Here is a 20,066-nt window from a genome sequence, read left to right on the forward strand (position 1 = left end):
AGTCCCGTAGCGGGAGCCCTGTGGCGCGAGCCCCGTAGCGGGAGTTCTGTGGCGGCAGCCCCGGGAGCGGGAGCCCGTACGGGGCGTGGGGAGGTGTCCCGTAGGGGGTCGGTGGACCCCTTGCGGGCCAACTACCCATGGCAGACCCGGGGTTAACGCCCAACGCCCAACGCCCAACGCCTAACGCTGAGCGCTCTCGCGGTCCGGTGAGGTGAGGTCGATCAGCCGGCAGACCGTTTCGATGTCTATCTTCACCTGGGCGATCGATGCCCGGCCCGACAGCCAGGTGATCAGGGCCGAGTGCCAGGTGTGCTCGATGACCCGGACCGCGGAGAGCTGTTCGGGGGTGGCGGGGCCGTCCAGCCCCATCGCGTCGAGGATGATCGCGGTGGTCAGCCGGGAGACGGTGTCCACCTCGGGGCTGACGGAGCGGTCCGCGAAGGTCAGCGCGCGCACCATCGCATCGGCCAGATGCGGCTCGCGCTGCAGCGCACGGAACGCCCGCATCAGGGTCTGGGCCACCCGCGCGCCCGGGTCCTGCTCCGACGGCGGGCGTTTGCGCAGCGTCTCGTGCATGTGCTGGAGCTGGTCCTGCATGGTGGCGACCAGCAGATGCACCTTGGAGGGGAAGTAGCGGTAGAGGGTGCCGAGCGCGACGCCCGAGGACTCGGCGACCTCGCGCATCTGCACGGCGTCGAAGCCACCACGGGACGCCAGCTTGGCGCTGGTGTGCAGGATGCGGCGGCGCCGGGCCTCCTGACGCTCGGTCAGGGGAGGACTCGCGGGAAGGGTCGGTCTGGCCGCCTTGGATTCCGTAGTCATATTTCCCATTCCGTGGCATTCCGTCCGCGATGCGGCGAGTGCCGGTGGTGTGCTCGGCACAGCATGGCAGGGGGGCGGGTGGTGGCGCGAATCACCTGGTGCGGCTCTTTTCGCCTCGTTCTCGGCCGGTAGATTCGAAGCTCGGTGAACTGATCAGTAGCCAATCAGTTCTGAAACTTGTTCTAGATTACCGCCAGCGGTTACGCTCCGGCGAAAGTCCAGTGAGAAGGGGGCCGAGCGTGACCGCAGAGGCCGTCCAGGCAGCAGCGCCTCGCCCCGCAGAGGCCTCCCCGGCCTCCGCTCCGTCGAATGGCGAGCGTCCCCTGCGGATCGCGATGCTCACGTATAAGGGGAACCCGTTCTGCGGCGGACAGGGCGTCTACGTACGCCACCTCTCGCGCGAACTGGCCCGCCTCGGCCACACCGTCGAGGTCATCGGCGCCCAGCCCTACCCCGTCGTCGACGACGGGGTGACCCTGACCGAGCTGCCCAGCCTGGACCTCTACCGCCAGCCGGACCCGTTCCGTACGCCGAAGCGCGGCGAGTACCGCGACTGGATCGACGCCCTCGAGGTCGGCACGATGTGGACCGGCGGCTTCCCCGAGCCGCTGACCTTCTCCCTGCGCGCCCGGCGCCATCTCGCCGCCCGCCGCGGCCAGTTCGATGTCGTCCACGACAACCAGACCCTCGGCTACGGTCTGCTCGGCGGCCCCGGCGCGCTCGGTGCGCCGCTGGTCACCACCATCCACCACCCCATCACCGTCGACCGGCGGCTCGACCTGGCGGCCGCCGACGGCTGGAAGCGCCGGGCCTCCGTCCGCCGCTGGTACGGCTTCACACGGATGCAGAAGCGGGTGGCCCGGCGGCTGCCGTCCGTGCTGACCGTCTCGGGCTCCTCCCGCCTGGAGATCGTCGAGGACCTGGGGGTGTCCGCCGGCCGCATCCATGTGGTGCATATCGGCGCCGACACCGACCTGTTCTCGCCGGATGCCTCGGTGCCCGAGGTGCCGGGCCGGATCGTCACCACCTCCAGCGCGGATGTCCCCCTCAAGGGACTGATCCACCTCGTCGAGGCGCTCGCCAAGGTGCGCACCGAGAATCCCGACGCGCATCTGGTGGTCGTCGGCAAGCGCGCCGACGACGGGCCGGTCGCCGCCGCCGTCGAGCGGCTCGGACTGTCCGGCGCCATCGAGTTCGTCAAGGGCATCAGCGATCCCGAACTCGTCGACCTGGTGCGCAGCGCCCAGATCGCCTGTGTCCCCTCCCTATACGAGGGCTTCTCGCTGCCCGCCGCCGAGGCGATGGCCACCGGCACGCCGCTGCTGGCCACCACCGGCGGCGCCATTCCCGAGGTCGCCGGCCCGGACGGCGAGACCTGTCTCGCCGTGCCCCCGGGTGACGCCGGCGCGCTGGCGGGCGGACTGCTCCGCCTCCTGGGCGACGAGACGCTGCGCCGGCGGCTCGGCGCGGCCGGCCGGGAGCGGGTACTGGCCCGCTTCACCTGGCGTCAGGCCGCCCTGGGCACCGCCGAACGCTACCGCGAGGCCATCGCCCTCCAGAGAGGCCGGACCGGCGCCCGGACCCTGCCCCGGGCAGCGTCCGCAGGGGCCGCCGGCACCGCGCCCGCGCCGAGCGCCGCCGGACACGTCTAGTGGCCCGACCGGCCCGTCCTTCCTTCCCGCAGCCACCAACGCCACCAACCGCCGGACGAAAGCAGAACGCCGTGCTGACCGTCGACTTTTCCCGTTTCCCGCTCGCTCCGGGCGACCGTGTGCTCGACCTGGGGTGCGGCGCCGGCCGGCATGCCTTCGAGTGCTACCGGCGCGGCGCGCAGGTCGTCGCCCTCGACCAGAACGGCGAGGAGATCCGCGAGGTCGCCAAGTGGTTCGCCGCGATGGAGGAGGCGGGTGAGGCCCCGGCGGGCGCCTCCGCCACCGCCATGGAAGGCGATGCGCTGAACCTGCCGTTCCCCGACGACAGCTTCGATGTCGTCATCATCTCCGAGGTGATGGAGCACATCCCGGACGACAAGGGGGTGCTCGCCGAGATGGTCCGGGTGCTGCGCCCCGGCGGCCGGATCGCCGTCACCGTCCCCCGGTACGGCCCCGAGAAGGTCTGCTGGACGCTCAGCGACGCCTATCACGAGGTCGAGGGCGGCCATATCCGTATCTACCGCGGCGACGAACTACTGGGCAAGATGCGGGAGGCCGGCCTGGAGCCGTACGGCACGCACCATGCGCACGGGCTGCACAGCCCCTACTGGTGGCTGAAGTGCGCCTTCGGGGTGGACAACGACAAGGCGCTGCCGGTGCAGGCGTACCACAAGCTGCTGGTCTGGGACATCATGAAGAAGCCGCTGGCCACACGGCTCGCGGAGCGGGCGCTGAACCCCGTCATCGGCAAGAGCTTCGTCGTCTACGCCACCAAGCCGCATCTGCCCCAGGCGGCCGCCCCCGAGCCGGCCACCACGGAGGCGGGCGAGCCCGCCGCGGCATCCGCCACCCCGGCCGCCGAGCCGGCGACCGGGTCCGCCGCGAAGGCCCAGAAGTCCGCGCCGGGCGCCAAGTCCGGTGCCAAGGCCCCCGCCAAGACCGCGTCCAAGGCCCCTGCCCAGCGCGCGTCCAAGGCCTCCGCCAAGCCCTCCGCCGGGGCCGCCAAGTGACAAGTCCCGGGCGTACCGAACGGCTCGTCCTGCCGGGGGTGCTCACCGCCGAGCAGGCCGCCCGCACGGTGGCCGGCATCCTGGCGACCCAGCGGCCGGACGGCGCGATCCCCTGGTTCCGGGGCCACCACCTCGATCCGTGGGACCACACCGAGGCCGCCATGGCCCTGGACGCGGCCGGCGAACACGAGCGCGCCGAGGCGGCTTACGACTGGCTGGTGCGGCACCAGAACCCCGACGGGTCCTGGTACGCGGCCTACGCCGACGGCGACGCCGAGGCACCCACCGACCGCGGCCGGGAGACCAACTTCTGCGCGTACCTCGCGGTCGGCGCCTGGCACCACTTCCTGTCCACCGGCGACGAGGCCTTCCTCGACCGCATGTGGCCCGCGGTCCATGCCGCCATCGAGTACGTCCTGGAGCTCCAGCAGCCCGGTGGCGAGATCGGCTGGAAGCGCGAGGACGACGGCACACCCGTCAACGACGCGCTGCTGACCGGCTCGTCCTCCATCTACCAGGCGCTGCGCTGCGCGCTGGCGCTCGCCGAACAGCGCGAGGAGCCGCAGCCCGACTGGGAGCTGGCCGTCGGCCGCCTCGGCCATGCGATACGCAGCCACCCCGAGCGGTTCCTGGACAAGTCCCGCTACTCCATGGACTGGTACTACCCGGTCCTCGGCGGCGCGGTCCGCGGTTCCCAGGCCCGCGAGCGCATCGACGCGGACTGGGAGCAGTTCGTCGTGCCCGGCCTGGGCGTGCGCTGTGTGCTGCCCAACCCCTGGGTCACCGGCGGCGAGAGCGCGGAACTGGCGCTCGCCCTGTGGGTGATGGGGGAGTCCGAGCGGGCCGTACAGATCCTCAAGTGGATGCAGCACCTCCGCGCCGAGGACGGCATGTACTGGACCGGCTATGTCTTCGACGACGATGCGATCTGGCCACGTGAACTGACCTCCTGGACGGCCGGTTCGCTGCTGCTCGCGGTGGCCGCCCTGGGCGGCGACGAGGCCACCACCACGGTCTTCGGGGGCGAGCACCTGCCGACGGGCCTCGATCCGGACTGCTGCCGGTAGGGGGATTTCCCCTGGACCCGGGGCCCGTACGGGGTGGCGCCGGGCCCGGTGGCCCGTAGGGCCGGCCCGTACGGATCATCCCGTACGGGCCACCGGGCAGCGGCCGCCGGCGATGCCCGGCTCCGCGCAGAAAAAGGGGAGGCCGGGCCGTGGAACCGCCCATTACTGTGCGCCGCATGACTCTCCACGGCTCACTCAGCCATGACGCCTACTGCACCCATCTCCTGGAAGAGACCACGAAGTTCCGGGAGACGGTGCGCGGCGCCGATCTGTCCGCGACCGTGCCCACCTGCCCGGACTGGACGCTGGCCGACCTCGCGCGGCACGTGGGCGGTGCGCACCGCTGGGTCGGTGCCATCGTGGCCACCCGGTCCGCCACGGACATCGACGAAGCCGACATCCCCGGGATCGACGGGCCCGAGAAGGACGACGCGGCGGCGCTGGACGCCTGGCTCGCGGCCGGCGCCGACCAGGCCGTGGCGGCGCTGCGCGAGGCCGGGCCCGACACCGAGGTGTGGACCTGGTCGCCGGTGCAGCGGACGGGCTTCTGGGCCCGCCGGATGACCCACGAGACGGTGATCCACCGCGCCGACGCCGCGCTCACCGCGGGCGCCGCCTTCGATGTCCCGCCCGAGGTCGCCGCCGACTGCCTGGAGGAGTGGCTGCAGTTGTGCGCCCTGCCGACGGTCACGGCGCACCATGCGGAGCGCGGCGGGCAGCTCTTCGGCCCCGGCCGCACCCTCCACCTCCACGCCACCGACACCCCTCCCGAGCTGAACGCCGAGTGGCTCCTCGACCTCACCGGCGACCGGCCCGTCCACCGCCGCGCCCACGAGAAGGCGGCGGTCGCCCTGCGCGGCCCGCTCACCGACCTCCTCGGCGTGATGTACCGCAGGCTGCCCGCCGACAGCGACCGGGTCGAGGTCCTGGGCGAGCGCGCACTGCTCGACCGGTGGCTGGAGTGGGCCTCGTTCCAGTGAGCGGCCCGCGGCCGTCAGGAGTTGAGCTCGGCCAGTACCCGCAGCGTGTCCGGGTCGGGGGCGGTGACCAGGAGGTCGGTGACCGGGCCGGTGCGCCACAACTCCAGGCGCTCCGCGATCCGTTCGCGCGGGCCGACCAGCGAGATCTCATCGGCGAACGCGTCCGGCACGGCGAGCACCGCCTCCTGTCTGCGGCCTTCGAGGAAGAGCTGCTGCACCCGGCGGGCCTCCTCCTCGAAGCCCATCCGGGCCATCAGATCGGCATGGAAGTTCCTGGCCGCGTGCCCCATCCCGCCGATGTAGAAGCCGAGCATCGCCTTGACCGGAAGCAGCCCCTCGGCGACATCGTCACAGACCACGGCGCGTGCCATGGGGGCGATGAGAAATCCCTCCGGGGCCTGGGACAGGGACGCCCGGTAGACGTCGGTGCGCTGCGGCGACCAGTACAGCGGCAGCCAGCCGTCGGCGATCCGGGTCGTCTGGGCGATGTTCTTGGGCCCTTCCGCACCCAGCAGGAGGGGGAGCCCGGCGCGCAGCGGATGGGTGATGGGCTTGAGGGGCTTGCCGAGGCCGGTGCCGTCCGCGCCGCGGTAGGGGTGCGGGTGGAAGACGCCGTCCACCTCCACCGGCCCTTCCCGGCGCAGCACTTGGCGGATCACGTCCACATATTCGCGGGTGGCGGTCAGCGGGCTCTCGGGGAACGGCCGTCCGTACCACCCCTCGACGACCTGAGGTCCGGACAGCCCCAGGCCCAGCAGCACGCGGCCGCCGGAGAGATGGTCGAGGGTGAGTGCGTGCATCGCGGTGGCGGTGGGGGTGCGGGCCGCCATCTGTGCGATACCGGTGCCCAGTTTGATACGGGAGGTGTGGGCGGCGATCCAGGTGAGCGCGGTGAAGGCGTCCGACCCCCAGGCCTCCGCCGTCCACACCGAGTCATAGCCCAGCCGCTCGGCCGCGCGGGCGAGTTCGAGGTGCCGGGGGTCCGGGCCGCGGCCCCAGTAGCCCAGTGCCAGACCGAGTCGCATACCGATCGCCCCTCTCCGGCGGACGGTGACGAGATCTCTGACGAGTTCCCTGACGAGTTCCGCGACGAGATCTCTCAAATCTGACGCTGCGTCAGCTTGGGTGTCCGGCGAACTGTACGGCCGGGCCGTCGGCAGCGCAACGGCCCCCCGCCCGCAGGGGCGAGGGGCCGCGAAAGGACCGCTGTGCGTCCGGTGTCAGCCGCGCTGGATACCGGTGGTGTCCTGCAGGACGCCGCGCCGGCCGTCCTGGGTCTGCGCGATCAGGGCCTGGCCGCGCTGCTCCACCGCCAGGTACCAGGTGCCGGGCGCCAGTTCGGCGATCGGCGCCGGAGCGCCGTCCTCGCCGTACAGCGGGCGCGCTACGGGCACCGCGAACCAGAACGGCGCGAAGTCCGCCGGGGCGCCGGCCGCCGCGGTGGCTCCGGCCGGACCGCCGGCCGTGCCGTCCGCCGGCATCTGCTGGCCGTGGGGCTGACCGGCCTGCGGCTGCTGCTGGCCGCCCGGGTAGCCGTAGCCCTGGCTCGCCTGCTGCTGCGCGCCGGGGTAGCCGTAACCCGGGTTGGGGCCGGCCCCGTACGGGGCGGCGGCCTGCGGCTTCGGGGCGCCGATCAGGGCGACCTTGAGGGGCGGGAGGAGCGGCGTGGCGATGGCGCCACCGGCCAGGATCAGGGTGGCGATCAGGCCGATGATCAGGCCCGCGCCGGCGCTCGGGGCGCCGATGAGGGTCCAGAACGCCGTCCATGCCGCGAACACGGTGAGGGCGACACCGAACTGGCCGAGGTCGAGACCGGCGACCTTGCGCGCCTGCTGCTGCGGCAGCGCACGGCTGACGACAATGATCGCCGCGCCGATCACCCCGGCCAGGTACACGCTCATCAGGACGGACACCGAGTCCCAGGCGTTGATGCTGCTGTAGTCCTGGGCCTCGCAGTACTTGGCGAGCTGCCCGGAGCACTCCGGGCCGCCGGTGGCAGAGAGGAACGAGGCGATGAACAGCAACACCGCTGCTCCGATCACCACGCCGTCGCCTCGAGTGAGGGAGCGGATGTTCACGTAAGGGTCCTTTGTCGGTTTCGTGGGTCCGGTCGTCGCTGTCGCGGTGCGCGCAGTGCGAGGCACGGCGGTGGCCACCCATCGTAAAGGGGAACCTATCGCCGAATCCGGCGGCCCGTCCTGTTCGTTTCCGCGCGCTATCGGTACGTCGTCACGGATCCGGTATCAGATGGCTTCCGGATCCGGTCAGGTGGCCGGGTCAGCGTGTCAAGAAGTCCGTAATGCCCTCGGTGATCCCGCGGGCCGCCTTTTGCCGCCAGTCGGCGTCGGTCAATTGCGCGGCGTCCTTCGGGTCGCGCATATTGCCGCACTCCAGGAACACCTTCGGCACCGTCGAGAGGTTGAGGCCGCCGAGATCGGAGCGCTTGTCGAGTCCGGTGCCGCCGCCGATGTAATTGGACGCCGCACTTCCGGTGACCGCGCGGAACCGGCCGGCCAGCCGCTCACCCAACTGGCGCGAGGGTCCGACGATCGCGCCGGTGTCGGCCGGGCCGTCCATGACACGCGCGGGCAGGATGACATGGAAGCCTCGGTTGCCGGCGCCCGAACCATCGGCGTGGAGGGACAGGGCGGCATCGGCGTGCGCCTTGTTGCCGATCTCGGCCCGTTCGTCCACACACGGCCCGTAGGGGCGGTCGCCGTCCTGGGTGAGGACGACCTTGGCGCCCTGCTCCTGGAGGAGCGTGCGGGCCCGGCGGGCGACGTCCAGGGTGAAGGACGCCTCGGCGTAACCGTCGTTGGTGGCGGTGCCGGTGGTGTCGCACTCCTTGCGGGCGTTGCCGATGTCCACCTGCCGGGCGATCTCCCGGCCGTGCTCGCGGTTGTGCGGGTTGTGGCCGGGGTCGAGCACCACGACCTTGCCCTTCAGACCGGCGCGCGGGCCGTGGTCCTTGGAGCCCTTGCCGCCCGGGGTGTGGCCGCCGCCGGGTCCGGTGGCGCTTTCCGCCGGGTCGCTCGGTGCGGGCTGCCCGGTTCTTGGTCCGCCGTCGCCGCCCGACGTGTGCCAGACCAGCCAGCCGCCCAGGCCGGCGACCACTACGGCGGCCAGCACGACGAGGAGGGTGCCGCGCAGGCGGCGGTGCGGGGGGAGAGAACTGCCGTTCGACACGTCCGCGATCGTAGCCCGCTCAGATGCCCGGCCCGGTGCGCCGCAGTACGTGCAGCGACCGGTGGGCCGAGATCTCGGTGAAGGCGCCGGACTCCAGGGCCCTGCGGTAGATGCGGTAGGGGGCCTGGCCGCCGTCCGCCGGGTCCGCGAAGACATCGTGGATGACCAGCAGCCCGTCGGGCGCGAGGTGGGGCGCCCAGCCCTCGTAGTCGGCGGTGGCGTGCTCGTCGGTGTGCCCGCCGTCGATGAAGACCAGTCCCACCGGGGCCTGCCAGACGGCCGCGGCCTGCGGCGACCGGCCGACCAGGGCGATCACATGCTCCTCCAGGCCCGCGGCGTGCAGTGTGCGGCGGAAGGTGGGCAGGGTGTCCATCCGGCCGACCTCGGGGTCGACGACGGTCGGGTCGTGGTACTCCCAGCCGGGCTGCTGCTCCTCGCTGCCCCGGTGGTGGTCGACGGTGACGGCGGGGACCCCGGCGGTGCGTGCGGCGTCGGCGAGCAGGATCGTGGACCGGCCGCAGTAGGTGCCGACCTCCACCAGCGGCAGCCCGAGCGTTCCCGCCTCGGCCGCCGCCGCGTACAGGGCGAGGCCCTCGTCCACGGGCATGAAGCCCTTCGCCGCCTCGAAAGCGGCGAGTATCTCCGGCTGCGGAGCGGTCGGAGCCGTGGGAGCGGGCATGGGCTTCCTCCTGTGGTGCGGTCAGGGGCTCATCGTGCCGTACGGGGCGGCGCGGGTGGAGTGCGGGTGTCCCGGTCGGGGCATTCGGATATCGGAACGGCGGTGCGCATTTCCCGCGTGTCGGGCGACCCGGAAGTTCCTGTCGGTTCCTGCCGGGTTCCGGACCGTTCCCCGACTGTTCCCGTCGCTTTATCGTCAGAGGTTTCCGTGATGCCCGAAAGCAGTGAATTCGGGGGCGTAGGGAGTTGGTGGGGGAGGAGGGGAAGGAATTGGCGCCCGCGACGGAATTCACCGGACCGTTTCCTGTTCGCATCCGAACCGTTCCCCGGGAATCCCCGCCGGTTCCTGCCCGTTACGGGACCGGCGGGGCGGCCGCCGTACGGCGGCGGGTCCGGGGTGCCATGGGTGCCGCGGGCATGCCCGAACAGACCCCCAACTGACCTTCCGCCAGAATGAAACGTGTTCTAGTCTGCCCCGCATGGGCATCGGAATCACGCAAGAGCAACGGGACCTTGCCGAGGCGGCGGGCGGCTGGGCCGCGCGGGCGGTGCCGCCCGAAGCGGTGCGCAAGCTGCTCGACACCGCGCCCGCGCGCTCCGGGCGGCCCGCGTACTGGGACCAGCTCGCCGCCCAGGGGCTGCTCGGGCTCCATCTCCCCGAGGCCGACGGCGGCGGGGGCGGTGAACTGCTCGATCTCGCCGTCGTGCTGGAGGAACTGGGCCGCGCCGCGTTCCCCGGGCCCTGTCTGCCCACCACCCTCGCCGCCGCACTTCTCCACCGCGGCGCCGCCGCCCCGGCCCTCGTACGGGCCCTCGCCACCGGCGCACGCATCGGCGCCGTCGCACTCGGCACGGGCTCGCTCACCGCCGTCGAAAGCCCCGACGGCTATGTCCTGGACGGCACCGCGCCCCCGGTCCTGTCCGGCGCCGACGCGGATCTGATCGTGCTGGCCGCGGAGGTCACCGGGGAAGCAGGGCTCACCGGGGAAGCGGAGGGCGCCGGGGGAGCGGAGGGCGCCGTGGACGGGGCGGTGCCCGACGGCGGAGACGGGCGACGGGCGGGGGAGACGGTCTGGCTCGCGGTCGACGCCGGGGCGCTGACCGTACGCGTCCAGGAGAGCGCCGACCCCACCCGACCGACCGCCGAAGTGCGCGCGCACGGAGTTCCGGTGCCCGCCGAGCGGCGGATCGGCGTCGACAGTGACCTGGTCCGCGACCTGGCCGGGGTGCTGTGGGCCGCCGAGAGCTGCGGCACGGCCTCCTGGGCGCTGCACACCGCCGCCGAACACGCCGCGGTCCGCGAACAGTTCGGCCGCCCCATCGGCCAGTTCCAGGCGGTCAAACACCTCTGCGCCGACATGCTCGTACGCTACGAACAGGCCGCCGCCCTGGTCTGGGACGCGGCCCGCGCGCTGCACGAGCCGCCCGCGGTCCGCGGACTGGTCGCGGCGCTGGCCACCGCGACCGCCCTGGACGCCGCCGTCAGCTGCGCCAAGGACTGCATCCAGATCCTCGGCGGCATCGGCTTCACCTGGGAACACGACGCCCACCTCCATCTGCGGCGGGCGACGGTCGCCCGCCAGCTGCTCGGCAGCGGCGACACCCACCGGCTGCGGGCCGCCCGGTACGCCGCCGGCGGGGCCCGGCGCCCGCTGCACCTCGAACTCCCCGCCGAGGCGGCGGAGTTCCGGGACAGGGCCCGTACGGTCATCGACGGCGTCCGCGGCCTCGACCCCGCGGCCGTACGCCGCACACTGGCCCCCACCGGCTACGCCGCACCGCACCTCCCCCCGCCCTACGGACTGGGCGCCGGCCCCGTCCAACAGCTCGCGATCCAGCAGGAGCTGGCGGCCGCCGACGTCCGGATCAGCGATCTGGGCATCGCCACCTGGGTCGTCCCCTCACTGATCGCCCACGGCACCCCGGAGCAGCAGGAGCGCTATATGCAGCCGTCGCTGCGCGGCGATCTGCTGTGGTGCCAGCTGTTCTCCGAACCCGAGGCCGGCTCGGACCTGGCCTCCCTGCGGACCCGCGCCGAGCGGACGGCGGACGGCGGCTGGCGGATCAATGGCCAGAAGGTGTGGACCTCGGCCGCCCAGTGGGCGAGCCACGGCATCCTGCTGGCCCGCACCGACCCGGACGCGCCCAAACACAAGGGGCTGACCTTCTTCCTCGTCGACATGAAGACCCCGGGCATCGACATCCGCCCGCTGAAGGAGCTCACCGGCGAGTCGCTCTTCAACGAGGTCTACTTCGACGATGTGCTGCTGCCGGCCGACGCGGTGGTCGGCGAGGTCGACAACGGCTGGAAGGTGGCCCGCACCACCCTGGACAACGAACGCGTCCACATGGCCGACCAGTTGACCTTCGACACCGGTCTGACGGCGCTGCTGGACCGCGCCGCCGAGCTGGACGGATCGGTGCGGGCGCGGGTGGGCGCGCTGGCCGCCGAGGCGCACGCGCTGGGCTGCATCGGGCTGCGCACCACGCTCCAGCAGGTGTCGGGGCTGGAGCCGGGGGCCGGTGCCAGCATCCGCAAGCTGGTGCAGACCCCGCACCAGCAGAAGGTCGCCGAGCTGGCGCTGGAGCTGCTCGGCCCGGACGGCGCGGTGCGCGAGGGGGCCGGTGAACGGGCACTGCACGGCTTCCTGATGTCGCGCTGTCTGACCATCGCCGGCGGCACCACCCAGGTGCAGCTCAATGTCGTCGCGGAGCGGCTGCTCGGCCTGCCCCGCGACCCGGAGCCGCGCCCCCTGATCTGATCCCCGGACTCAGCCACCTCCAGGAGGACACGTATGGCTGGCAAGGCGTACATCGTCGGTGTCGGGATGACCCGGTTCGAGAAGCCCGAGACCCGCGACCGGCAGTACTGGGACATGGCGAAGGAGGCGGGCGGCGCCGCGCTCGCGGACGCCGGGATCGGCTACGAGGCGGTCGAGCAGCTGCCGGTCGGCTACTGCTACCAGGCCTCGACGGCCGGTCAGCGCGCCGCCTACGAACTGGGCCTGACCGGCATCCCCGTCTACAACGTCAACAACAACTGCGCGACCGCCTCGACCGCGCTGATGATGGCCCGCCAGTTCGTCGGGTCCGGCCTCAACGACTGTGTCCTGGCGCTGGGCTTCGAGAAGATGAAGCGGGGCGCGCTGGGCGGCGGCGCGGACGCCGGGGACTTCAGCACCTCGCCGGTGGCGCGCCACTACGGGGTGATGGCTGCCGCCCACGGCTTCGAGATGACCCCGCCCACCGCCCAGATCTTCGGCAACGCGGCCCGCGAGCACATGGAGCGCTACGGCACCACTGCCGAACAGCTCGCCGCCGTCGGCGCCAAGAACCACCGCCACTCAGCGCACAACCCGAACGCCCAGTTCCAGGACGTCTACACGGTCGAGGAGGTCCTCGCCGCCAAGACCATCCACCGGCCGCTGACCAAGCTGCAGTGCTCGCCGACCTCCGACGGCGCGGCCGCGGCGGTGATCGCCTCCGAGCGCTTCGTGCGGGAACACGGCCTGGCCGACCGGGCGGTGGAGATCGTCGCACAGGCCATGACGACGGACACCGAGGAGAGCTTCGCGTCCGGGTCGTGCATCGACGTCGTCGGCAAACCGATGTCCCGTGCCGCCGCCCGGCAGGTGTACGCGGCTGCCGGTCTCGGCATCGAGGACGTGGACGTCATCGAGCTGCACGACTGCTTCTCGGTCAATGAGCTGCTGACCTATGAGGCGTTGGGTATGTGCGCGGACGGGGAGTCGGGGAAGCTGGTCGCCGACGGCGCCACGACCTACGGCGGCCGCTGGGTGGTCAACCCGTCCGGCGGCCTGATCTCCAAGGGGCATCCGCTGGGCGCGACGGGGCTGGCGCAGACCGCCGAGCTGGTCTGGCAGCTGCGCGGCACCGCGGGCGAGCGGCAGGTCCCCGGCGCCCGGGTGGGCCTGGCACACAACATCGGCCTGGGCGGCGCCGCGGTGGTGACGCTGCTGCGCAGGTGAGGTTTGGGGGGTGGGGTGACGGGGTCCGGCGGGGGGACTTTGATGGGCTCGGTAACTGGGCGTCAGCCGGGTTCCGCCGGGTTTCGTCGGTTCCGTCGTCCTTCGCGCCGCCGTCCTTCGCCGGGCGCCGCCGTTCCTTCGCCGTCCTTCGCCGGGCGAGCCGAGCGACGTTAACTAGCCCCCGTCAATGGGTAGTTGGCCCATCGGGGGCCATGCCGACCCCTAGGGGAACGCCCCGCCCACCCCCTAAGTCCCCGCCCCGCCGCCCCGCCCCCCCTGCGACTTTCGGCCTAGGTCTCCCGTCAGGTGGCTCATGCAGCGATATACCGATGCAGGACTCAAGCGACGAATGCGAGCATGGTCGGCATGCCGCCGATAGCCACCCCCGCCACCCTGACCGAGAGCGCGCGCCGGAGGGCGGCCCCGCCGGCCTGGCTGGTGATGCTGTTGGTCTGCTCCGGGCAGTTCCTGGTCATCCTGGACGTCTCCGTCGTGAATGTGGCGCTGCCCGCCATGCGGACCGGTCTGGGCCTGAGCGAGCTGGGCCTGCAGTGGATCGTCAACGCCTACGTCATCACCTTCGCGGGCTTCATGCTGCTCGGTGGCCGGGCCGCCGACCTCTTCGGCCGTAAGCGGATCTTCGTCCTGGGGCTGGCGCTGTTCACGGTCGCGAGCCTGGGGGGCGGTCTGGCGCAGGAGCCCTGGCAGCTGATCGCGGCCCGTACGGTCCAGGGCATCGGCGCGGCGGTGCTCTCGCCCGCCACCCTCACCATCCTGACCACGTCGTTCCCGGCCGGCCCGGCACGTACCCGCGCCATCGCCACCTGGACGGCGGTCGGCGCCGGCGGTGGCGCGGTGGGCGGTCTGGTGGGCGGGACGCTCACCGAATTCCTGTCGTGGCGCTGGGTGTTGCTGATCAATGTGCCGGTCGGGGCGCTGGTGCTGGGCGGCGCGGTGCTGTGGCTCACCGAGAGCCGGCAGGGCGCCGGGCGGCGGCTCGATGTGCCGGGCGCGCTGCTGGTGACGGCCGGGCTCGGGCTGGTGGCCTACGGGATCGTGCAGACCGAGACGGACGGCTGGGCGTCGCTGTCCGCGCTGCTGCCGCTGGCCGCCGGGCTGGTCGTGGTGGCGGCCTTCCTCGCCGTCGAGGCGCGCGCCAAGGCCCCGCTGATGCCGCTGGGGCTCTTCCGGCTGCGGTCGGTCTCCTCGGCGAACGGGGCGATGGTGCTGGCCGGCGCCGCGATGTTCTCCATGTGGTACTTCCTGTCCCTGTATGTGCAGAACGTGCTGGGCTACCGGCCGCTCGAGGCCGGGCTCTCCTTCATCCCGCACTCGCTCTCCATCGTCCTGGGCTCCAAGATCGCGCCCCGGCTGATGAACCGTCTGGGCGCCAAGCCGCTGGCCATCGCCGGTGCGGTGATGTCCGCGTGCGGCATGGTCTGGCAGGGCACGATGGACGTCGACGGCAGCTACCTCGGCACGATCCTCGGCCCCGGCATCCTGATGGCGCTGGGCGCGGGCCTGACCGCGACGCCGATCGCCTCCATCGCGACCTCCGGGGCCGACCCCGCCGACCAGGGCCTTGTCTCCGGCCTGATGAACACCTCCCGCCAAATGGGCGGCGCGCTGGGCCTGTCGGTCCTGTCCACCGTTGCCGCGGCCCGGATCGAGGCGGGCGACGGCCTGAAGGCCCTGGCGGACGGCTACGGACTGGCCTTCCAGGTCGGCTCGGTGGTCCTGCTCGGCAGCATCCTGCTGATGGTCGTCGCACTGCCGCAGCGACGGGCGGGCGCCGCGCACGGGTAGACGGTTCCTGCCGGACCCTCCGGGACGCCACGCCACGCCACCACGCAATGTGGCCGATCGGCGGTGCCCGGCGAGAGGGTTGCGCCACCATGGGCAGGGCGGTGTGCCGTGGAGCGGGCGGTATCCGGGGCGCGCGCAAGGCAGGTATGGGGAGCGGGTGCGAAAGCGCGCACATCGATCGGGGGCCCATGGGGATCAAGGAGTTCGGCCGACCCGGCTCTGACAGGGGTTCTCTGCCCTTGGCCGCGGTCCTGGTGGTCATCGCTGCCCTGGCCGTCGTGACACTGGCCGGCGTCTTCCACGGCGCGTACGACTCACGCCCGCCGAACAGCCGGCCGCCCGCACAGCGCGACTACATCAGGGAGTTGGACGCGGCCCGCCGGCAGCTCTTCGACGGACGCGTGGTGTACACCGACGCCACCGAGCTCCGCCTGGTCCGGGACACTCCGCCGCAACGGTTCCGCGCCGATGTCCTGGGCGAATGGCGGAACCGGGCCCGGACCGCCGTGCCTGGTGCGCAGGTACGGGCCGGTGCCCAGATCGGGGTGAAGCTGCACTGCTCCGGCTCCGGGGTGACCTGCACCCCGCTGTCCTCGGAACGCCAGCCCGTGCTGACCAAGAGCGATGCGGCGACCTGGATGTGGGACGTGAGCGCGAAACGTACCGGGACCGTCACTCTCTCCCTGACCGTGACCGCCTACCTTCGCGACACCGGCACCGTGCTGTTCGAGAGGACGCCCCTCAACGCGCGCACCGTGGTGACCGCGCCTCCCGAAGAGGCCGACTGGTATTCCTGGGTGGGGGGCGGGGTGACGTGGCTGACGGACCGGATCACCACCGCGGGTGGCTTGGCGAGTGCTCTGACCGCGATCCTGGCCTTGATCGTCACTGTGCGGCGCCGGCGCACGACGGGCACGGAGGGTGCCGCCGAGGAGGGCGCCGCCCGTCTCGGCGGCCCAATCGCCGATCAGGCCGTACGGCGACCGAGCGGCACCCCCCTGCGTTCCGGGCGGGTGCGCACGCCACGTTTACGCCGGGAGCGCCTCCGGCCCGGGGCGGCACGCCGCGGACGACAACCGCAGCAGCCCGGCGTGGACGAGTAGGGCCCTGACGCGCGGTTCACCGGGCGGTCCGGATGAACACTGCCGCTACAGCCAGCCGTTCTGCCGTGCCGTACGCACCGCTTCCATGCGGTTGCGGGTGCCGGTCTTGCCGATGGCCGCGGAGAGGTAGTTGCGGACGGTGGCCTGGGAGAGGTGGAGCCGGCCGGCGATATCGGCGACCGTGGCGCCGTCCACGGCGGCGGTCAGGGCATCGCGCTCCCGCTGGGTCAGCGGATTGGGGCCGGCGCTCAGTGCCGCCGCGGCGAGGCCGGGGTCGATGACCCGCTCGCCGGCCAGCACCCGGCGGATCGCCGCCGCCAGTTCCTCCACCGGGCCGTCCTTCACCAGGAAACCGGAGGCTCCGGCCTCCATGGCGCGGCGCAGGTAGCCGGGGCGGCCGAAGGTCGTCACGATCAGCACCTTGCACGACGGCAGCTGGTCGCGCAGATCGGCCGCGGCGTCCAGACCGCTGCGGCCGGGGAGTTCGATGTCCAGGAGGGCGATATCGGGACGGGCGTCGAGGGCAGCGGCGACGATCCGGTCGCCCGCCGCGACCTGGGCCACGACCTGCATATCCGCTTCCAGGTCGAGCAGCAGCGCCAGCGCGCCCCGCATCATTCCCTGGTCCTCCGCCAGCAGGACCTTGATCACCTGGTGCTCTCCTCCGCGTCCGTCCTGTCGTCCGTGCCGACCGGGAGTTCGGCCGTGACCCGGAAGCCTTGCCGGCCGTCCGGGCCGCTGTGCAGTGTCCCGCCCGCCGCGGCCAGGCGCTCGGCCAGTCCTGTCAGGCCGGTGCCGCCGCCCGGCCCCGACCGGCCGGGCGGCGCCGGACCGCCCGCGTCGCCCGTCTCGCCGGTGTCGTCCGTGGCGGACGGGCTGCCGGTGCCGTCCGGGGCGGGTATGCCGCCCGCCTCCCGGCCGCCGTCCCCGTCCCCGTAGCCGCCGCGGTCGCGGAGCCAGGCCAGGCCGGGGCCCGTGGCTGTGCCGGAGCTCAGGGGGCCGCGGCCGTCGTCCGTGATCGTCAGCCGTACCCGTTCCTCGTCGGCGTGCACCGCGATCTCGCAGCGGGTGGCGCCGCTGTGCCGGACGGTGTTGGTGACGCCCTCGCGGACCACCCAGCCCAGCAGGGCGCCTGCCTGCGGGGGCAGCGGCGGCCCGGCCTGCCGTACGACGGGCTCGATACCGGCCGCCTCCAGGGCGGAACGGGCCCGGTCCAGCTCGGTGGTCAGACCGCCCGCGCGATAGCCGGTGACCGCCTCGCGGATCTCGGTCAGTGCCTGTCGGCCGACCGCCTCGATATCGGCGGCCTGGGCGAGCGCCGCGTCCAGATCGCGGGGTGCGAGTCTGCGGACCGCCTCGGCCTTGACGACCACCACGGACAGGGTGTGCCCCAGCAGGTCGTGCAGATCGCGGGAGAAGCGCAGCCGCTCCTTCTCGACGGCGCTGCGGGCCAGTTCCTGGCGGGTGGCGTTGAGCTTCTGGATGGTGTCGAACAGGCTCAGGACCGTGGCCGTCACGATGCCGGAGAGGAAGGTGCCGTACCCGATGCCGAACGAGCCCCACGGGTCGTCGTCGTGCCAGCCGGCCAGAAATCCGGCCGCCCCGCTGAGCGCGATCAGCCAGAGGGCGAGCTTCTTGCCGCGCAGCGCACGGACCGTGCCGGAGGCGAGCGACAGCAGCGGGAAGAACAGGAACCAGTTGCCGCCGAACCCGATCGCGATGGCGAAGGTGATGGCGGTCAGTATCCCCAGGGCGTACAGGGGGCGATGGGAGTCACGCAGCCGCGGGTTGAAGGAGGCCCAGACCACGCTGATGTAGACGGAGTTGAAGGCGAGCAGACCGAGACCGGCCAGCCAGGGGTTGCCCGTCTTGCCCTGGATGATGTTGGAGAAGGCGCCCATGCCCATCAGCAGCCAGGGCAGGAAGGCGTACTTGCCCGGCGCGTTGTCCGGCTTCCTGTTGTCCGTCTTCCCGTCGTCCGTCTTCCCGGCCGGCCGCGCGGGCCGGCAGGAGTCCTCGGTGCCGTCCGCGCCGCCGGGGTCCTTCTCGCCCGCGCTCCGTCGTTCCGTGTGCTGCACTGTTGCTTCCCAGGTCTGCGCCATCGCCGGTCACACCGTTCGTGCGGCCCGACGGTACGCGTACACCGCGTGTCCGCCGAAGAGTGCCAGCCAGACGGCCAGCACCGCTACTGAGCCCAGGCCCGGTGCGCTGTCGTGGGTGATGCTCCGGCCGAGCTCGGCGAAGCGGTTGCCGGGTGTCCACAGGGACAGAGAGCGCAGCCAGCCGGGGAACAGCTCGGTCGGGAACCACAGACCGCCGATGATCGACAGCAGCAGCACACAGCCCGTGTTGACCACGCTGGTGGACTGCGCGGACAGGCGGTAGCCGTTGCCGAGGCCGAGCAGGGTGAACGGGGCGGAGCCGATCCACAGCAGCCCGGCCAGCGCGCCCCACTGCCAGGCCGGCATCCGGACGCCGTTGACCAGGGCACCCACCAGTAGTACGGAGGCCAGGGCCGGCAGCACCGTCACCGAGCCGGTCAGCCCGCGGCCCACCACCACCCGCAGGGGGCTGAGCGGGGTGATGCGCAGCTGGCGCAGCCAGCCCAGCTGCTTGTCCTCGGCGACACCGGTGCCCGTGCCGACCGCCGCGCCCAGCGCGCCGTACGCGGCCATGCCGACCATCGAGGCGATCTTCCACTCCGGGGCGGCGCCACCCGGCCCGACGCCGATGTTGGTCATCAGCAGATACATCAGCACCGGCATCCCGATACCGAAGATGACAAAGCCCCGGTCGCGGAGGGTGCGGCGGACTTCGAGACGGACGTAGTCGAGCATCACACGCTCTCCTTCGCGGACCGGGCGCCGGCGGTGAGTGCCGGGGCGGCGGGGGCGGCTTCGGCGGAGGTGAGCGCGAGGAACGCGTCCTCCAGGCTGGCGGGGGTGACCTGCAGTCCGCGGACGAGGCCGAGTTCGGCCAGGGCCAGGACCGTCGCGTCGGAGTCCGCCGTCCGCAGCAGTGCGCGGTCGCCGCGTATCTCCACGGCGCTCACGCCGGGAAGCCCGGACAGCGGACCGGTGGCCGCGCCCGCGAGGTCGAAGGAGACCCGCGAGCCGCCGGCCCGCCGCTTGATCGCCTCGCCGCTGCCGTCGGCGACCACCCGGCCTCGGTCGATCACCACGATCCGGTCGGCGTGCTCGTCCGCCTCCTCCAGATAGTGGGTGGAGAACAGGATGGTGTGGCCGCGGCGGGCATAGGCCCGCATCGAGCGCCAGAAGGCGCGGCGCGCCTCGACGTCCAGCGCCGCGGTCGGCTCGTCCAGCACCAGCAGATCGGGGTTGCCGGCCAGCGCCACCGCGAAGCGGACCCGCTGGGCCTGCCCGCCGGACAGCCGGTCCACCCGCCGCCCGCCGAACCCGTCGAGGCCCGCCAGTTCGAGTGCCTCGGTGACGTCCATGGGGTGGGGGTAGGTGGCGGCGACGAAGGTGATCAGTTCGCGGACGGTGACCCGCGGGATGGCCTTGCCGTCCTGCAGCATGGCACCCACCCGGCCCGCCCGCACCGCCGACTCCGGTGTGCCGCCGAACAGCTGGACCGTCCCCGAGCTGGGCGGCAGCAGCCCCAGCAGCATGTTGAGGGTGGTGGATTTGCCCGCGCCGTTGCGCCCGAGCAGTGCCACCGTCTCGCCCGCCGCGATCTCCAGGTCCACCCCTTCCACGGCCCGCACCGCTCCGTAACTCCGTGTCACCCCGGAGAATCCCACCGCCGCGGCG

Annotated in this window: 17 protein-coding genes; 8 read left to right on the forward strand and 9 right to left on the reverse strand. The window is 72.6% G+C overall.

The window, feature by feature from the left end:
• Nucleotides 1-180: 180 nt before the first annotated feature.
• Nucleotides 181-822, reverse strand: coding sequence for a TetR family transcriptional regulator (locus SLV14N_RS28160; RefSeq protein WP_208684632.1), 642 nt, complete (start codon nt 820-822; stop codon nt 181-183).
• Between the two features lie 335 nt (nt 823-1,157).
• Here SLV14N_RS28160 and SLV14N_RS28165 point away from each other — a divergent pair, with 335 nt between their 5' ends.
• From SLV14N_RS28165 to SLV14N_RS28180, 4 genes are all read left to right on the forward strand, one after another.
• Entirely contained in the window at nt 1,158-2,474 is a 1,317-nt protein-coding gene (locus tag SLV14N_RS28165; RefSeq protein ID WP_263273302.1) for a glycosyltransferase family 4 protein, read from the forward strand.
• Nucleotides 2,475-2,545: 71 nt separating this feature from the next.
• A complete protein-coding gene (locus tag SLV14N_RS28170; protein ID WP_336298239.1) occupies nt 2,546-3,484 on the forward strand; it encodes a class I SAM-dependent methyltransferase in 939 nt (312 codons plus the stop codon).
• A complete protein-coding gene (locus SLV14N_RS28175) occupies nt 3,481-4,551 on the forward strand; it encodes a prenyltransferase/squalene oxidase repeat-containing protein (RefSeq protein ID WP_263271608.1) in 1,071 nt (356 codons plus the stop codon). The genes SLV14N_RS28170 and SLV14N_RS28175 overlap by 4 nt, the downstream gene beginning before the upstream one ends.
• 176 nt (nt 4,552-4,727) lie before the next feature.
• Nucleotides 4,728-5,531 carry a maleylpyruvate isomerase family mycothiol-dependent enzyme gene (locus tag SLV14N_RS28180; RefSeq protein ID WP_263271610.1) on the forward strand — a complete coding sequence of 268 codons (804 nt, stop codon included), beginning with the start codon at nt 4,728-4,730 and terminating at the stop codon, nt 5,529-5,531.
• Between the two features lie 14 nt (nt 5,532-5,545).
• Here the strand turns inward: SLV14N_RS28180 and SLV14N_RS28185 are convergent, their stop codons facing one another.
• The 4 genes from SLV14N_RS28185 to SLV14N_RS28200 all read right to left on the reverse strand — a co-directional run bounded on the left by SLV14N_RS28185 (nt 5,546) and on the right by SLV14N_RS28200 (nt 9,396).
• The gene (locus SLV14N_RS28185) at nt 5,546-6,556 is read right to left on the reverse strand and encodes an LLM class F420-dependent oxidoreductase (protein WP_263271612.1); all 1,011 of its coding nucleotides are present in this window, start codon (nt 6,554-6,556) and stop codon (nt 5,546-5,548) included.
• Nucleotides 6,557-6,751: 195 nt separating this feature from the next.
• Nucleotides 6,752-7,609, reverse strand: coding sequence for a DUF5336 domain-containing protein (locus SLV14N_RS28190; RefSeq protein WP_263271614.1), 858 nt, complete (start codon nt 7,607-7,609; stop codon nt 6,752-6,754).
• Between the two features lie 199 nt (nt 7,610-7,808).
• A complete protein-coding gene (locus tag SLV14N_RS28195; protein ID WP_263271615.1) occupies nt 7,809-8,717 on the reverse strand; it encodes an N-acetylmuramoyl-L-alanine amidase in 909 nt (302 codons plus the stop codon).
• A 19-nt stretch (nt 8,718-8,736) separates the two neighbouring features.
• On the reverse strand, nt 8,737-9,396 hold the full coding sequence (locus SLV14N_RS28200; protein WP_208684646.1) for a class I SAM-dependent methyltransferase: 660 nt from the start codon (nt 9,394-9,396) through the stop codon (nt 8,737-8,739).
• 478 nt (nt 9,397-9,874) lie between these two features.
• On the opposite strand from SLV14N_RS28200, the gene SLV14N_RS28205 reads away from it, so the two are divergent.
• The 4 genes from SLV14N_RS28205 (at nt 9,875) to SLV14N_RS28220 (ending at nt 16,293) form a co-directional block, all read left to right on the forward strand.
• Nucleotides 9,875-12,157, forward strand: coding sequence for an acyl-CoA dehydrogenase (locus SLV14N_RS28205; protein ID WP_263271617.1), 2,283 nt, complete (start codon nt 9,875-9,877; stop codon nt 12,155-12,157).
• A 33-nt stretch (nt 12,158-12,190) separates the two neighbouring features.
• Nucleotides 12,191-13,384 carry a beta-ketoacyl synthase N-terminal-like domain-containing protein gene (locus SLV14N_RS28210; RefSeq protein ID WP_208684650.1) on the forward strand — a complete coding sequence of 398 codons (1,194 nt, stop codon included), beginning with the start codon at nt 12,191-12,193 and terminating at the stop codon, nt 13,382-13,384.
• 357 nt (nt 13,385-13,741) lie between these two features.
• Complete coding sequence (locus SLV14N_RS28215; RefSeq protein ID WP_208684652.1) at nt 13,742-15,190, forward strand: MFS transporter; 1,449 nt, start codon at nt 13,742-13,744, stop codon at nt 15,188-15,190.
• Between the two features lie 239 nt (nt 15,191-15,429).
• Nucleotides 15,430-16,293 carry a hypothetical protein gene (locus SLV14N_RS28220; protein ID WP_208684654.1) on the forward strand — a complete coding sequence of 288 codons (864 nt, stop codon included), beginning with the start codon at nt 15,430-15,432 and terminating at the stop codon, nt 16,291-16,293.
• 45 nt (nt 16,294-16,338) lie between these two features.
• Here the strand turns inward: SLV14N_RS28220 and SLV14N_RS28225 are convergent, their stop codons facing one another.
• The 4 genes from SLV14N_RS28225 to SLV14N_RS28240 are packed head-to-tail and all read right to left on the reverse strand — an operon-like array spanning nt 16,339 to nt 20,056.
• Nucleotides 16,339-16,944, reverse strand: coding sequence for a response regulator transcription factor (locus SLV14N_RS28225; protein WP_263271619.1), 606 nt, complete (start codon nt 16,942-16,944; stop codon nt 16,339-16,341).
• Complete coding sequence (locus SLV14N_RS28230) at nt 16,941-18,395, reverse strand: sensor histidine kinase (protein WP_208684658.1); 1,455 nt, start codon at nt 18,393-18,395, stop codon at nt 16,941-16,943. Before SLV14N_RS28230 ends, SLV14N_RS28225 begins: the two co-directional genes overlap by 4 nt.
• 6 nt (nt 18,396-18,401) lie before the next feature.
• On the reverse strand, nt 18,402-19,130 hold the full coding sequence (locus tag SLV14N_RS28235) for an ABC transporter permease (protein ID WP_263271621.1): 729 nt from the start codon (nt 19,128-19,130) through the stop codon (nt 18,402-18,404).
• Nucleotides 19,130-20,056, reverse strand: a complete 927-nt coding sequence (locus tag SLV14N_RS28240) for an ABC transporter ATP-binding protein (protein ID WP_208684662.1) — start codon at nt 20,054-20,056, stop codon at nt 19,130-19,132. Before SLV14N_RS28240 ends, SLV14N_RS28235 begins: the two co-directional genes overlap by 1 nt.
• Between the last annotated feature and the right edge of the window lie 10 nt (nt 20,057-20,066).

It is taken from the genome of Streptomyces sp. Je 1-4 4N24 (assembly GCF_026239515.1).
In the GTDB taxonomy this organism is placed as follows: Bacteria; Actinomycetota; Actinomycetes; order Streptomycetales; family Streptomycetaceae; genus Streptomyces; species Streptomyces nigrescens.